At 35.8% G+C, this 14,363-nt stretch carries 10 protein-coding genes; 1 reads left to right on the forward strand and 9 read right to left on the reverse strand.

Features of this window, described 5'->3' with window-relative positions; genetic code table 11:
• Nucleotides 1-7: 7 nt before the first annotated feature.
• The 6 genes from EKL98_RS12055 to EKL98_RS12080 are packed head-to-tail and all read right to left on the reverse strand — an operon-like array spanning nucleotide 8 to nucleotide 8,442.
• Nucleotides 8-1,480, reverse strand: coding sequence for a quinol:cytochrome C oxidoreductase (locus EKL98_RS12055; RefSeq protein WP_126562640.1), 1,473 nt, complete (start codon nucleotides 1,478-1,480; stop codon nucleotides 8-10).
• A 27-nt stretch (nucleotides 1,481-1,507) separates the two neighbouring features.
• Complete coding sequence (locus EKL98_RS12060) at nucleotides 1,508-2,053, reverse strand: c-type cytochrome (RefSeq protein ID WP_126458417.1); 546 nt, start codon at nucleotides 2,051-2,053, stop codon at nucleotides 1,508-1,510.
• Nucleotides 2,054-2,061: 8 nt separating this feature from the next.
• Nucleotides 2,062-2,586 (reverse strand): DUF3341 domain-containing protein, encoded by a 525-nt coding sequence (locus EKL98_RS12065; RefSeq protein ID WP_126458413.1) that lies wholly within the window; start codon nucleotides 2,584-2,586, stop codon nucleotides 2,062-2,064.
• On the reverse strand, nucleotides 2,579-3,982 hold the full coding sequence (gene nrfD / locus EKL98_RS12070) for an NrfD/PsrC family molybdoenzyme membrane anchor subunit (RefSeq protein ID WP_126458410.1): 1,404 nt from the start codon (nucleotides 3,980-3,982) through the stop codon (nucleotides 2,579-2,581). The genes EKL98_RS12065 and nrfD overlap by 8 nt, the downstream gene beginning before the upstream one ends.
• Nucleotides 3,983-4,021: 39 nt before the next feature.
• Nucleotides 4,022-7,078: a TAT-variant-translocated molybdopterin oxidoreductase gene (locus tag EKL98_RS12075; protein WP_126562642.1), complete on the reverse strand. Its 3,057-nt coding sequence runs from the start codon at nucleotides 7,076-7,078 to the stop codon at nucleotides 4,022-4,024.
• Nucleotides 7,079-7,107: 29 nt separating this feature from the next.
• Nucleotides 7,108-8,442: a c-type cytochrome gene (locus EKL98_RS12080; RefSeq protein ID WP_126553150.1), complete on the reverse strand. Its 1,335-nt coding sequence runs from the start codon at nucleotides 8,440-8,442 to the stop codon at nucleotides 7,108-7,110.
• Between the two features lie 215 nt (nucleotides 8,443-8,657).
• Here EKL98_RS12080 and EKL98_RS12085 point away from each other — a divergent pair, with 215 nt between their 5' ends.
• Entirely contained in the window at nucleotides 8,658-9,047 is a 390-nt protein-coding gene (locus EKL98_RS12085; protein WP_126562644.1) for an SPOR domain-containing protein, read from the forward strand.
• A gap of 364 nt (nucleotides 9,048-9,411) precedes the next feature.
• On the opposite strand, the gene infB is transcribed toward EKL98_RS12085, so the two are convergent.
• The 3 genes from infB to rimP form a co-directional block, all read right to left on the reverse strand.
• The gene (infB, locus tag EKL98_RS12090) at nucleotides 9,412-12,309 is read right to left on the reverse strand and encodes a translation initiation factor IF-2 (protein ID WP_126562646.1); all 2,898 of its coding nucleotides are present in this window, start codon (nucleotides 12,307-12,309) and stop codon (nucleotides 9,412-9,414) included.
• A 112-nt stretch (nucleotides 12,310-12,421) separates the two neighbouring features.
• Nucleotides 12,422-13,675: a transcription termination factor NusA gene (gene nusA / locus EKL98_RS12095; RefSeq protein WP_126453830.1), complete on the reverse strand. Its 1,254-nt coding sequence runs from the start codon at nucleotides 13,673-13,675 to the stop codon at nucleotides 12,422-12,424.
• Between the two features lie 13 nt (nucleotides 13,676-13,688).
• On the reverse strand, nucleotides 13,689-14,153 hold the full coding sequence (rimP, locus tag EKL98_RS12100; RefSeq protein ID WP_126459084.1) for a ribosome assembly cofactor RimP: 465 nt from the start codon (nucleotides 14,151-14,153) through the stop codon (nucleotides 13,689-13,691).
• Between the last annotated feature and the right edge of the window lie 210 nt (nucleotides 14,154-14,363).

A 14,363-nucleotide genomic window follows, 5' to 3' on the forward strand; every position in this document is an offset into this window, starting at 1 on the left:
TTAAATATTAATAATGAAAATGTTTACTTTCTTCGATAAATGGATTTCTTTTTGGCAATAAAGGAACTTTAGTCAATGCTGTAAAAACAACATAAATAAACAATCCAAGGAAGAAAAGAACAGAAGCTATCTCTGACACCCCAATGAACCATCTGTCCCCAACAGTTCCTGGCATAATCATGTTAAAAAAGTCTATATAATGTCCAACCAAAATAACAGCACCTGCCATGACTAAAACCCATGTAATTCTTTTAAAATCAGTATTAACTAAGATTAACAAAGGAAATACAAAATTCATAACTACAGCACCAAAGAACGGAAGATTATATAACTCGATTCTTGTTATGTAATAAGTTACCTCTTCTGGGATATTAGCATACCAAATAAGCATATATTGTGAAAACCATAAATAAGTCCAAAATATACTAAAACCGAACATGAACTTTGCTAAATCATGAATATGACTCGTATTAACGTGCTCTAAAAAACCTCTAGATTTCAAATACAAAGTAACTAATGCTATCGTGGTGATTCCACTAACAAAGAAGCTTGAGAAAACATACCACCCAAATAAGGTACTAAACCAATGTGGATCGATAGACATAATCCAGTCCCATGACATTATCGATTCAGTAACAATAAAGAAAACTAAAAACATCGCCGATAACTTAAAGTTTTTCTTATAAAATAAATCATCACTAGCTTCATCTTGTGCTAAACAATTTTTTCTTGAATAATAGTGATATAAACTCCAACCTGTTAAAAATATAGCCGCTCTAACAATCCAAAAGGGAAAATTCAGATACCCCGCTTTATTCGCAATTAATTTATCTGTAGCAACAACTTCAGGATCTAACCAAATAAAAAGATGATTAAGATGAAGACCACATAACAATAATACTATAAAAAAGACAACAGACCCTACTGGTAAATAAGACGTTATACCCTGCATAACTCTAAACAAAACAGGCGACCAACCAGCCTGAGCTACTTGTTGAATAGCATAAAAAGCTAAAACACCCAAAGATACCAACATAAAGAATATACAGGCAACATAAAAAGCAGCCCATGGCTTATTTTGCAACTGATGCAAAACATGATTCAAATGTTCCGCATGTTCCGCATGTTTCACTTCTTCACTAATTTCATGTTCACCCTTTTTTACAGCTACTTCGGTGTGTAACGAATTCTCATGAACTTCATTAATAACTTCTGAAGTGCTGTCCGTAGGCGATACTATTGCATTGCCCTCTTTTGTACTTTGAGCTTCCTCGTGCCCGTTAGAAACAACATGCTCTTCAACAGGTTTTGAAGTTTCATGTTTAACTTCTCCATGACTACCATGGCTTTCAGCAGCAAGAAGAGTTTCAACTTCTTGAATATCCTTTGGTGCACTCCAAAAACCATATCCAATCCCTAATACGCCTATGGCCATTAAGAGGAAAGAAAAAGTTTTTAATTTACTTGAAAATGTATACATATCTATTACGATCAGTTTGTTCAACAATTATAATTCGCTTTTTAGTTTTAGAACATAGTCAGTAACCAACCAACGTTCATGGGCACTCAACTGGTTTGCATGCGAGCCCATAGAATTCAAACCATACGTTATTACATGATAAATACTTCCCTCAGTAATAACTCTATCTTTATAACTAGGAACACCCAGAAATTTTTCTCTTTCTACCAGTTTACCTTTACCGTTTCCAGAAGCACCGTGGCAACTGATACAATAAATTTCAAAAAGTTCTTTTGCCTTTTCAGGTTCTCTACTTAAGGAGTCTAAAGGAGATTTAAGATTCACTTTAGCTAACTCATATCCAGCCGTAGAGTTTTCGTATTCAAAAGGCTCAAACCCTCGGTTTATGGATCCTTGAGCAGGAAGTTGTCCTTCTTTACCATTTTTAAATGCATTTGATTCAGAATAAGTTTCATACCCTACTGACTCATACATATTTGGAAAATACTGATAGTTTGGTGCCGCATTATTATGGCAGGAGGAAACTAAAATAGTTATACCAAATAAAAGTGTTATTTTATATACGCTTTTCATATCTATAATTAATGCTTTTCTATTACTTTAACTTCTACAGCTCCCGTGCTTTGGAAAAAAGAAACTAATTCCTCTTCATTATTGTTTACAGCAACTTCCATTAAAAAATGGTCATCTGTGGTTCTTACATCAGGATTTTCCGCTTCTTTGAAAGGCCATAATTTACTTCTCATATAAAAAGTAATAACCATTAAGTGAGCAGAAAAGAACACTGTAAGTTCAAACATAATTGGAACAAAAGCTGGCATATTTTCAATATAACTGAAACTTGGCTTTCCACCAATATCCTGAGGCCAATCTTGAATCATTATATAATTCATCATGGCTGTTGCTACCGAAATACCTACGCAACCATACAGGAAAGCACAAATCGCTAATCTCGTTGGTGCAATTCCCATAGCTTTATCCAAACCGTGTACAGGGAATGGAGTAAAAACTTCTTCAATATGATGATGGGCTGCTCGGGTTTTTTTAACCGCATCCATCAAAATATCATCGTCATTATAAATGGCGTATATTACTTTATTACTCATGGTGTGAATCTTTATTTGCTTCTCTTTCTCTTTTGTAATTATCTCCGGTTCCTTTTAAAATTGTTTTCACCTCTGCCTGAGCTATCACAGGAAATGTTCTGGAATAGAGTAAAAACAGTACGAAGAAGAATCCTATAGTTCCAATAAAAATTCCAATATCAACAAATGTAGGAGAGAACATTGTCCATGAAGATGGCAAATAATCCCTGTGCAATGAAGTTACAATGATTACAAATCTTTCAAACCACATTCCAATATTCACTACAATTGAAATTATAAAGGAAAACATAATACTTGTTCTTAATTTTTTAAACCACATGAATTGTGGAGAAAAAACATTGCAAGTCATCATAGACCAATAAGCCCACCAGTACGGTCCAGTAGCTCTGTTTAAAAAGGCATATTGTTCATACTCTACACCGGAATACCATGCAACAAATAATTCCGTAATATAAGCAACACCTACAATTGAACCTGTAATCATGATTACGATATTCATCAATTCAATGTGTTGAACTGTGATATAAGCTTCTAAATTTGAAACTTTTCTCATAATAATCAGCAACGTATTTACCATTGCAAACCCTGAGAAAACTGCTCCAGCAACAAAGTAAGGCGGAAAAATTGTAGTATGCCAGCCAGGAATAACTGACGTGGCAAAATCCATTGATACAATTGTGTGCACCGAAAGCACAAGCGGAGTTGCTAAACCTGCAAGAACTAAAGAAACTTCTTCAAATCGTTGCCAGTCTTTTGCTCTACCGCTCCAACCAAAACTCAATATAGAATATACTCTTTTATTAAAAGGAGTTATTGCTCTGTCACGCAACATGGCAAAATCAGGTAATAAACCAGTCCACCAAAATACTAATGAAACAGAAAGATAGGTAGAAATTGCAAATACATCCCAAAGTAATGGTGAGTTAAAATTCACCCAAAGAGAACCAAATTGATTCGGAATTGGTAAAACCCAATAGGCTAACCATGGACGACCCATGTGAATAATTGGAAATAAACCTGCCTGGATAACAGAGAAAATTGTCATTGCTTCAGCAGAACGGTTAATAGCCATTCTCCAACGCTGACGGAAAAGCAATAATACTGCCGAAATTAAAGTTCCAGCATGACCAATACCAACCCACCAAACAAAGTTCGTGATATCCCAAGCCCATCCAACAGTTTTATTTAACCCCCATGTTCCAATACCTGTAGAAACAGTGTAAATTATACAGCCTAAACCCCAAAGGAAGGCTATTAATGCAATTGAAAATACAATCCACCAATGTTTATTTGCTTTACCTTCAACAGGTGCTGCTACATCTACAGTTACATCATGATAAGTTTTATCACCTATAACTAAGGGTTTTCTAATGGTTGCTTCGTAGTGAGACGACATAATCCTTTATATTGATTCTTAATTAATTCTTTTTTTGTACTAAGTATTTCTAACTTTAACGTGATAAATCACATTAGGTTTTGTTCCAACATGCTCCAACAAATGATACATCCTTTCGTCAGCAACTAAGGCAGCCACTTCCGCATCTTTATCATTTATATCTCCAAATTTCATTGCTCCATTAGAACAAGCATTTGAACATGCCGTTTGGAATTCACCATCAATGATTACTCTTCCTTCGTTTTTAGCTTTCAAAATAGTTGCTTGTGTCATTTGAATACACATTGAACATTTTTCCATAACTCCACGAGAGCGAACATTAACATCCGGATTCAATACCATACGTCCTAAATCATCATTCATATGATAATCAAATTCACTGTTTTTGTTGTATAAAAACCAGTTAAAACGACGTACTTTATACGGACAGTTGTTAGCACAATAACGCGTACCAACGCATCTGTTATAAGCCATATGATTTTGACCTTGACGCGAGTGTGAAGTTGCCGCTACTGGACAAACTGTTTCACAGGGTGCATGGTTACAATGTTGACACATTACTGGCTGAAAGGAAACTTGAGGATTATCACCTGCCTTTTCCATTTCATTAAATGTAGATAATGAACTTGATAAACCTGCTATATTTTCTTTTCTTTCGTTATCACCTTCAAAAGTACTTTCGGAAGAATAATACCTGTCAATACGCAACCAGTGCATATCACGACTTCTTCTAATTTCAGCTTTCCCTACTACAGGAACGTTATTTTCAGCATGACATGCTATCACACAAGCACCACAACCGGTACATGAATTTAAATCTATAGAAAGATTAAAATGATGCCCGACAGAACGATCAAATGAAGACCACAAATCTACCTTAGTAGCTTCTACCTCCTTATGATCCAATGACACCATAGGTTGAGGATTCCAAATTTGAGCATCTTTTGTATTAAAAATTTCTAAAGATGTTTCTTTTATAATATCCCCTCTTCCCATCAATGTTTTCTGACCTTGAACACAAGCAAACTCATGTTCACCTTCAGCTTTTACCAAGGTTACTGATTGTACATTATTGAAACCTTTATATAAAGAATAGGCATTTAAACCCACCATCATTTCTTCCTTCAAAGCCGCTTTGCGACCGTACCCTAACGCCAAGCTAATAGTACCAACAGCCTGACCCGGTTGCACAATTACAGGAACATTTTCTAATTTAATTCCGTCTGCTGTGGTAATGCTAGCATAACTTCCGTTTAACCCCCCATTAGCAACAATTTCATTCGAAAGATCATATTTCTTAGCATCAGCATTCGAAACCGTAAGATAGTTATCCCAAGAAACTCTTGTAATTGGATCCGGAAATTCTTGTAACCAAGGGTTGTTTGCTTGTTGTCCATCCCCTAAACCAGTTTTGGTGTATAAAACAAGTTCTAGTCCTTCAGAAGCTTTTGATTGTGCCAAAGCAGTTGCAGCAGCACCATAATCAGCAGAACCTGCAGCTACAGTTGGTACAACACCCACATAAACACCATCATGCAACACTTTATTCCAAGAAGAACCTGCTATTATTGCCGAAGCATTCCCTTTAATATAATCGTAAAATGTACCAGTCATTCCATTTAAAGACAACAATACATCCTGAAATTGTTTGGTATTAAAAAGAGGACGGATCGTAGGCTGAGTAATCCCATAAGTTCCTTTGGTGAAACTTACATCATTCCATGATTCCAAATAATGAGGAACAGCTGCTGCAATTGTACTTACTAAAGCCGTTTCATCTTCTTTCAAAGAAAAAGATACTGATGTATCAACTTTCTTCAGTGCTTCAACAAAAGAAGTGCTGTCTGGTAAAGTATAGACTGGATTAACACCACTCATAATCAACGTATGAACACTTCCTGCTTTCATATCATTAATTAATTGATTCACTTTTTCATTTGAACCTTTTCTGATTTGTCTTACACCAGAGGTAGTAAAAGCCTCACTGGCCAATGCTTGATTGACAGCCAAAACTACTAACTGAGCATTTTTATCTTGAATACCAGAAACTAAAACTCCTTTTGCACCAGCAGCTTTTAACTGCTGAGCCGCTTTAGTAACTTCAGCTTTAAATTTATCTTCTAAAGTTACGCCAACAGAAGAACCTGTTACCACATTATAAATATGAACTAACGCTTGCTTTTGATTAGCCGTAGACATTGGCAAACGTTTATCAGCTGCAGCACCCGAGAGTGTCATATTAGCTTCTAACTGAAAATGACGAGACATTTTTCCTGCTTTTGGCACTCTTCCTTGCGTATAACCCGAATCATAACCCCCGCCTTGCCAGTCTCCAAGAAAATCAGCTCCAACAGAAACGATAAGAGATGCTTTTGAAAAATCATAATTAACTAAAGCTCTTTCTCCATAAACAGTTTCAAAAGCATCTAATGCTTCCGAAGAAGAAACAGCATCGTAAACAACATGTTTCGCATTTGGATTTTTGGCAATAAATTCAGCAATAAGCTTTTCTGATGATGGACTCGCCAATGTATTAGTCAAAAGCACCACTTGCCCGCCTTTTGCAGCAGCAGCAACGATACTAGACTTTATTTTAGAATCAACAGCAGACCAAGCCGCATTTTTACCTTCTATCTTTGGCTCCTTCAAACGCATACTGTCGTATAACGAAAGAATAGAAGCATGAATTCTTGCATTAGCACTAAACGCAGCACCTTGAATAGTATTATTATCTATTTTAATAGGGCGCCCTTCACGTGTTTTCACCAAAAGATTTGCAAAGTCAAAACCATCAAAAACTGACGTTGCATAATAATCGGCTACTCCGGGGATAATTTGTTCCGGCTGAAGCACGTAAGGAATAGACTTGTTAACCGGTCCTTCACAAGCCGCAAGCGTGGCTGCTGCTGTGCTAAAACCAACGTACTTTAAAAAATCACGACGTGATGTTGACGAAGATGACAAAGTACCATCATTTCCTAAAAATTCATCCGTAGGAATTTCTTCAACAAATTCGTTATTTCTAAGGGCCTCAACAACAGAACTATTTTGATCTAGCTCTTCAACACTTTTCCAGTATTTTTTGTTTGATGACATATATAAATATTAAAATCTTAATAATTTGATTAATAATGGCATTTACCACATTCTAAACCTCCCATTTGAGCCGCAGTCAACTTGTCTACACCGTATTTCTTAGAAAGCTCCTCGTGAATCTTAGTATAATATTCATTGCCTTCCATTTTTACCTCAGTTTTCCTGTGACAATCAATACACCAACCCATTGTTAAAGGAGCGAATTGTTTTTGAATCTCATATTCTTGTACTGGACCGTGACAAGTTTGACATTCAATACCAGCCACCGTTACGTGTTGCGAGTGATTAAAATAAACAAAATCCGGCAAGTTATGAATACGAACCCATTTTACAGGCTGTGTTTTACCTGTGTACGTTTGAGTTGTTTGATCCCAACCAACTGCTGTATATAATTTCTGAATTTGCTCATCATAAAACGCCTTACTGTATTCAGGAGTAGCTGTTGTTTCAGCAACTTCAGCAATATTCTTATGACAATTCATACAAACATTCAATGAAGGAATTCCAGCATTCTTACTAACTCTTGCCGAGGAGTGACAATACTTACAGTTGATCTCATTATCTCCAGCATGTATTCTATGAGAATAATGAATCGGCTGAACTGGCGCATAATCCTGGTCAACACCAATTTGCATCAGATAACCATATACAAAATACGCACTCGCCAACAACAAAAACACAGAAGTAACCAATACTAAAAACTGATTTCTAACAAACGATTTCCAAATAGGTGTTGTTGGAGTTTTTGGAGCAACTTCAATACCATTTGCTTTTGCTACTTTAGTTAACACATTATTTACAAGAAACAACATTACCACAAGAACTAACATCACCAAGGACAAAGCCCCTAAAATAATATTATTCGAAACCCCACTGTCTGCATCAGCTGTTCCCGGAACCGCCTCAGTACCTGAAGCTGCTGCAGGAGCCTCCGCTTTTGGCTCTGAAGTGTAAGCAATTATATTATCAATATCAGCATCCGATAATTGAGGAAAAGCAGACATTACGGCCTTGTTATTTTCCTCATAAACTTTTACAGCTTGAGCATCTCCTGATTTGATAAGATCTGAACTATTACGAACCCACTTATGAAGCCATGAAGCATCATATTTAGCACCCACGCCTCTAAGAGCCGGTCCTGTTGCTTTCGCATCAAGTTTGTGACATGCCGCACAGTTAGCATTAAAAAGCTCTTTACCCTTAACCGGATCAGCACTTTGTGAAGTAGCTGTAGCATCCGCAGTAACATCCGCTACTGCTGGAGTAGCTTCTTGAGCAAATGAAGTAAAGGAAACAGACAGCATTAAAGCTATGCTAAGAATTAATTTCCTTGAGATCGAATTATGGTTACCCACCTTTTTCATATAGTATAATGATTATCTACTAAAAATTGGCACAGTTTTTTCTAATTATTTTTATAAAAACTGATCCTTTATTTTAAACTTGCACAAAAATACGACTTAAGAACTACTCTCAAAACCTTAAAATAGTCTTAATTTCAATTTATATCTATTCTAAATAATATTCTGAGTTTAGTATGATTTATTAAATAGTACTTTTACACAAAAACAATCACATTATGAGAATTTTAGCCTCCAAAAAAGCTTTTTTTATCACTATTGCATTTTGTATATCTTATATACATGCAATTGCACAAGACAAAAACTTAACCGTTAATCAAGACCCTAAATTTGAACAATTACTAAATGAAAAGAGAAAAACAAATATTACTAATGCTATAAATGACCAATATAAAATTCAAATATTTAGTGGCGAAAGTGAAAAAGCAAGAAACACTCTTAATCAATTTAGACAACAATTTCGAGATATTGACGGCACCATTATTTTTTTTACTCCAAACTACAAAGTTTGGGTTGGGAATTTCAAAACACGAATTGAAGCAGAACGAAATCTAATAGAGATCAAAAAAAGCTATTCCAATGTACATTTGATAAAGCCTAACAAATAAAACAGCATCAGTAATCATGCATCTCCTATTTTAAAAAAACCACTTCAAAAGTGGTTTTTTTGTTTTTATAATTGGATTAAAAAAAACCAAAGACAATTGAAAAATAGCAAAATTATCATCTAATAAACTTAAAAAATATTCAAATTATATAAAATCAAGCTCTCTATTATTTGAAATAAGCAAACTCCTATCCCACTCTCGATTAAATAAAAAAAAGTTGTCACTTTTCCTTACCAAATAAAAATCAGTGTTAAAACAAAAAACTTTTATTCAGCCATTAAAAAAGCTTTTCAAGACTAAACCTGTCTTTGTTTAAAACAAAAAAATCCCGACTAGTCGGGATTTTAATTAAAACAATATAATTCTATTTCAATTTCTTCTTAATTGCTACCTCATGGTAAGATTCAATAACATCTCTTTCTTCAATGTCATTATATCCCTTGATCTGAATTCCACAATCATAGCCTTTAGCAACCTCTTTAACATCATCTTTGAAACGTTTCAATGCTATCAGTTCACCTGTATGCACCACCACACCATCTCTAATGATTCTCATTTTAGCGCTTCTGGAAATTTTACCGTCCATTACCATACAACCCGCAATAGAACCTACTTTAGAGATTTTGAATATCTCTCTAATCTCCGCTGTACCCAAAATTTCTTCTTTCATTTCTGGAGCTAACATCCCTTCCATGGCATCTTTCAAGTCATCAATTGCAGCATAAATAATAGAATAGTAACGGATATCAATTTCTTCTTTATCTGCTAATTGTCTTGCGTTTCCAGCAGGACGAACATTAAATCCGATGATGATTGCATCAGATGCCGAAGCCAACATTACGTCAGTTTCTGTAATTGCACCAACCCCTTTATGAATAATATTAATTTGAATTTCTTCGGTAGATAATTTAGAGAACGAATCAGACAATGCTTCAACAGAACCATCCACATCTCCCTTAAGGATAATATTTAATTCTTTAAATTGACCCAATGCTATTCTACGTCCAATTTCATCCAATGTAATATGTCGTTGTGTACGTACAGACTGCTCACGCATCAATTGAGAACGTTTTGAAGCAATTTGTTTGGCTTCTTTTTCATCTTCAAAAATATTGAACTTATCCCCTGCAGTGGCTGCTCCATCAAGACCCAGAACAGAAACCGGAGTTGAAGGTCCCGCAACTGTAACTATATTCCCTCTTTCATCATGCATGGCTTTTATCTTACCATGATGCTTCCCTGCTAACATATAATCACCAACTCGTAACGTTCCATGCTGTACTAATATGGTAGAAACATATCCTTTTCCTTTATCAAGAAATGCCTCAACCACTGTACCTTGAGCCGCTTTATTTGGATTTGATTTTAAATCTAAAAGTTCCGCTTCTAACAATACCTTCTCTAATAATTCTTTGACACCTGTACCAACTTTTGCAGAGATATCATGAGATTGAATTTTCCCACCCCAATCTTCTACTAGTAAATTCATACCCGCTAATCTTTCTTTTACTTTTTCAGGATTGGCATTAGGCTTGTCAATTTTATTAATGGCAAATATAATAGGAACGCCTGCTGCTTGAGCATGACTGATCGCTTCTTTCGTTTGTGGCATGATGTCATCATCCGCAGCAATCACAATAATTGCAATATCCGTAACTTGAGCACCACGCGCACGCATCGCTGTAAAAGCTTCGTGACCCGGTGTATCTAAGAATGCAATTTTTTGTCCGTTATCCAAAGTTACTCCGTAGGCACCAATATGTTGTGTAATTCCTCCAGACTCCCCTGCGATTACGTTTTCTTTACGAACGTAATCCAGTAACGATGTTTTACCGTGATCTACGTGACCCATTACCGTAACAATAGGCGCTCTGAACACTAAATCTTCTTCTCTATCTGCAACAACCTGAATTGCTTCTTCAATATCTACCGTGATAAATTCAACTTCATAACCAAACTCATCCGCAACGATTGTCAATGTTTCCGCATCAAGACGCTGATTCATGGTAACCATGATTCCAAGCGACATACAAGTTCCAATAACTTTTGTAATTGGCACATCCATCATGATGGCAATTTCACCAACGGTAACAAACTCAGTAACCTTAATCGTTTTGCTTCCTTCGTCTATGGCTCTTTGCTCGTCATCTGATTTTTGACGGTGCGTATCTCTTTTATCTCTTCTATATTTAGCTGCTTTAGATTTACCTCCTTTTCCTTGAAGTTTTTCTAAAGTCTCTCTAATTTGGTTTTTTACTTCTTCTTCCGTAGGCTCTACTTTAGCAACAATAGCAGGTCTGTTTCCTCTTACGAAACCAGGTCTTGCACTTCTGTTAGCATTAAATCCGCCACCACCAACATTTGGCGTAATCTTGTTAGGATTTGGCGCTCCCGGAACTCCTGGAACTGCAGGCGGCCTAGGAACTCCTGGTTTAGGAGCAATCCTTTTACGCTTGTTTTTATTTGCATTAGCCGCAGCCGATCCTGGAGCACCCGGTTTATTAGGAGTGATTTTAGGTTCTTCTTTTTTCTTTTTTGGTTTGTTGAATTGTGACAAATCAATGATCTGCCCTGTCAAAGTAGTTCCTGATAATTTTTGATATTGCGTTGTGATGGTTTCATCAACAGGCACGTCATCAGTTTTAGCAATTTCCGTTTTCACTACCTCTTTTGGTTCAGCAGGGACTGCTTTTACAGTCTCTTTTTTTACCTCTTTAATTCCAACAACCGGTTTTATCTCTTTTTTATCTGAAACAGGTTTTTCATCTAAAGGTTTTTCTGGCGACAGTTTTTCTGTTGAAGCTTCTTTTTGAATTGCTTTCACCTCAGCTACTTTAGCAACTGGAGTCTCCACTTTTTCAACCGCTTTCACAGGAGTGACGATGGAAGGTTTTTTAGGATTAAGATCAATCTTACCTACCTGAACAGGACCCGCTATAACTGCTCTCGCTTTTATAACTTCTTGCTGTTTCAGACGCTCTTCCTCAATCTTACGTTTGTCTTCGATTTCTTTCTCTCGTTCTAAACGCAAAGCCTCTTTTTCTTTTCTTTTTTCTTCCCCAACTTCTTTCGAAGCTTCTTTATTCCCTTTGTCACCTGCAAACTGACCGCACAAGACATTGTATACATCATCAGAAATTTTTGTGTTTGGGTTTGCTTCAATAGCTATCCCTTTATCTTTTAGATAATCCACAGCTCTTTCCAAAGAAATATTCAATTCCCTTAAAACTTTGTTTATTCTAATAATTCTCTCTTCAGACATAAAACCTTTTTATTATTACCTTTTTTGTTATTCCTCACTTTACTCCCGACTCGATACCTACCGAGCAAGAATTAATTGTAAAATGGCATGTTTATCGTTGAAGACTCAATGACTAACTGTCAAATTCTTCTTTCAATATTCTCATTACATCCAGAATCGTTTCCTCTTCCAGGTCTGTTCTTCGTACTAAATCTTCTACATCTTGTTTTAAGATACTTTTTGCAGTATCCAATCCAATTTTTGCAAATTCTTCAATAACCCAGTCTTCAATTTCATCTGAAAACTCTGTTAATTCAACATCATCATCATCAGCGGTAGCACCAGCAACATCACCTTCACGAATAACGTCTAATTCATAGCCCGTTAATAAGCCCGCTAATTTGATATTGTGTCCCCCACGACCAATCGCTTTTGAAACTTCTTCAAGCTTCAAGAAAACCTCTGCTCTTTTAGTCTCTTCATTGATCTTGATCGAAGATACTTTTGCAGGGCTTAATGCTCTTGTGATAAACAATTGAATGTTGCTTGTATAATTGATAACATCTATATTCTCATTACCTAATTCACGCACGATTCCATGAATACGAGACCCCTTCATACCTACACAAGCCCCCACAGGATCTATTCTGTCGTCATAAGAATCAACAGCTACTTTTGCTTTTTCGCCGGGTATCCTAACCACTTTCTTTACCATGATTAAACCATCAAATACTTCCGGAATTTCTTGCTCAAACAATTTTTCCAAGAACTTCTCCGAAGTTCTAGACATAATAATTTGAGGTTTATTTCCCTTCAACTCAACGCTTTCAATTATCCCTCGGACATTATCACCCTTGCGGAAAAAATCAGAAGGTATTTGTTTTTCTTTTGGCAAAATAATTTCATTGCCTTCATCATCAACTAAAATCACAACTCTTGGACGCACATGGTGCACTTCGGCGGTGTAAATATCTCCTATTAAATCTTTAAACTGCTTGTAAAGATTGGTGTTATCGTGTTCATGAATTTTAGAAATCAAATTCTGACGCAAAGCTAAAATTGCTCTTCTTCCTAAATCAATTAATTTAACTTCTTCAGAAACCTCTTCTCCAATTTCAAAATCAGGCTCTATTTTTCTAGCTTCAGTCAATGTAATTTCAAGGTGATCAAAATCCAAGTCTTCATCCGCAACAATTACTCTTCTTTGCCAAATCTCCATATCTCCTTTATCAGGATTTATAATGATATCGAAATTATCATCTGAACCGTATTTTTTTTTCAATGCATTTCTAAATACATCTTCTAAAATTGCCATAAGCGTTACACGATCAATAAGTTTATCATCTTTAAACTCTGAGAATGAATCGATCAATGCTAAATTTTCCATGCGAATTCTTTAATTAAAATGTTACTGTAACAATTGCTTCTTTAATGTCTCCATAAGGTAGTTTAAGTTCTTTTTGAACGGTCTCCTTCCCTTTACCAATCTTTTTTGGCTCTCTTGCTTCCCATGACAAAATTACAAAATCATCATTAGCTTCCACTAATTCCGCTTCAATTATTTCTGCTCCAGTTTTCACAATCAATGTACGCCCTATATTTTTCTTGTATTGTCTGATCAATTTCAATGGAGATCCTACTCCTACCGAAGCCACTTCTAAAGAAAAATCCTGCTCCTCACGGTCCAGGTTATTGTCTAGTGAACGGCTCACATCAATACAATCCTGAAGCGCTACTCCATTATCTCCATCCAAGGTCACAATAACCTTAAAAGCATCCGTGATAATCAGGTCTATCAAAAAAATTGACGGCTTCTCTAACAGGCCTTCTGCCAATAACGTGTTTACTTTCTCTTTAAATGTCATATGCTTATAAAAAGAGGGGACATTTAGTCCCCTCATTATCTAGATTTTAATAAATAACGGTGCAAATATAGTGTTTTTTTTTATAAACCAAAATAATCGATTGCTCTAAAATAATTTCTTATCTTTAATGAACAATGCGAATCAAGGGTTAAAATGTTAAGTTTATAAAAGCGGAAGCGATTTTTCCGAAGATATGAATCAACAGTCCTT

The sequence above is a fragment of the Flavobacterium bomense genome, assembly GCF_003970355.1.

Bases quoted from the DNA above. Each gene is read 5' to 3' on its own strand.
- EKL98_RS12055 (WP_126562640.1), bottom strand. From the start codon at position 1,480: ATGTATACATTTTCAAGTAAATTAAAAACTTTTTCTTTCCTCTTAATG.
- EKL98_RS12060 (WP_126458417.1), bottom strand. From the start codon at position 2,053: ATGAAAAGCGTATATAAAATAACACTTTTATTTGGTATAACTATTTTA.
- EKL98_RS12065 (WP_126458413.1), bottom strand. From the start codon at position 2,586: ATGAGTAATAAAGTAATATACGCCATTTATAATGACGATGATATTTTG.
- nrfD (WP_126458410.1), bottom strand. From the start codon at position 3,982: ATGTCGTCTCACTACGAAGCAACCATTAGAAAACCCTTAGTTATAGGT.
- EKL98_RS12075 (WP_126562642.1), bottom strand. From the start codon at position 7,078: ATGTCATCAAACAAAAAATACTGGAAAAGTGTTGAAGAGCTAGATCAA.
- EKL98_RS12080 (WP_126553150.1), bottom strand. From the start codon at position 8,442: ATGAAAAAGGTGGGTAACCATAATTCGATCTCAAGGAAATTAATTCTT.
- EKL98_RS12085 (WP_126562644.1), top strand. From the start codon at position 8,658: ATGAGAATTTTAGCCTCCAAAAAAGCTTTTTTTATCACTATTGCATTT.
- infB (WP_126562646.1), bottom strand. From the start codon at position 12,309: ATGTCTGAAGAGAGAATTATTAGAATAAACAAAGTTTTAAGGGAATTG.
- nusA (WP_126453830.1), bottom strand. From the start codon at position 13,675: ATGGAAAATTTAGCATTGATCGATTCATTCTCAGAGTTTAAAGATGAT.
- rimP (WP_126459084.1), bottom strand. From the start codon at position 14,153: ATGACATTTAAAGAGAAAGTAAACACGTTATTGGCAGAAGGCCTGTTA.